The sequence below is a fragment of the Massilia sp. TSP1-1-2 genome, from assembly GCF_049896185.1.
Lineage (GTDB): Bacteria > Pseudomonadota > Gammaproteobacteria > Burkholderiales > Burkholderiaceae_D > Telluria_A.
In genome coordinates this window covers 1-976 of record NZ_JAFCTU010000134.1, presented here as the reverse complement: position 1 = coordinate 976, position 976 = coordinate 1, and the positions used below count along the sequence as shown (strand labels likewise).

The 976-nt window shown below is 66.5% G+C and carries 1 protein-coding gene; it reads right to left on the bottom strand.

Annotation, left to right across the window (positions count from 1 at the left end):
- A partial coding sequence (locus tag ACP7BV_RS27280) for a hypothetical protein (RefSeq protein ID WP_426108042.1) occupies nt 1-976 on the bottom strand: 976 nt, incomplete at both ends.

Genomic DNA, 976 nt, shown 5'->3' with positions numbered 1-976 from the left:
AAGGCCAGGCCGCTGATGTCGTTGACGTCCATGCCCTGGCTGCCCAGGTCGACGCGGCGCAGTTCGGCGCCGGTACGGCTGACCTTGACCACCTGGCCGATGGTGTTGTAACTGCCGATCCAGAAATTGCCGTCGACCGGGTCGAGCGCGATGCCGGCGTGGCTCTGGATATTGAATGGAATGGCGAAGCGGGCAATTTCGGCGCCCGTTTGCGCATTCACTTCCACCATCTGGTTGGCCTGGTGCGACAGCAGGAACAGGTGGCCGCTGGCTGGATCGACCAGGCCCGCGGTGGCGTAATAGTTCTCAGGCATCACCAGGCGCGCGATCAGACTGCCGGTTGCCGGGTTGATGGCCGCCACGCTGTTGCTGCCGTTGTAAGGATAGCCTTCGAATACCAGCAGGCTGCCGGCAGGCACATTCACGCCCGCCAGGTTCACCGCTTGCCCCAGGATTTGCAGGCCGGCGTAGTTGCCCGTGTACTGGTTGCCGCCGGCCGGTGTCAGGGTGATGGTTTGCAGCACCAGGCCAGTGGCCGGGTCGACCCGTAACAGGCGGCCGGGATTACTCGCGTCCATGGTCCACAAGGCGCCGCTGGTTGGGTCGAAAGCAACGTCGCCCAGCTGGCCGACGCCGGCGCTGTCGCTGCCCACGCGTACCGTGTTCAGGGCGATCGGGGCCGACGTGCCGCCGGCCGTGGTGAGGCTGACGCTGCCGGTGCCGTAGTGGTGCAGGGCGGCGCTGCCGAAGTTGACCTGGCCGCCGTACACATACACGCCGCGCGCCGGATCGTAGTAATAGCTCACGTCCGGCCCGGCGCCCGTCTGCGTGTCGGCAATGCTGCCGTTCGGGAAATCGTAACGCGTGGCGCCTTCGACCAGGCCGCTGCCGGTGAGCTGGTCGCCCGCGGCCGAAAAACGGGTCAGGGTCGGGACGATCTGCAGCAGCGGCTGGCTGGCCGAGCCGAACATTTGCA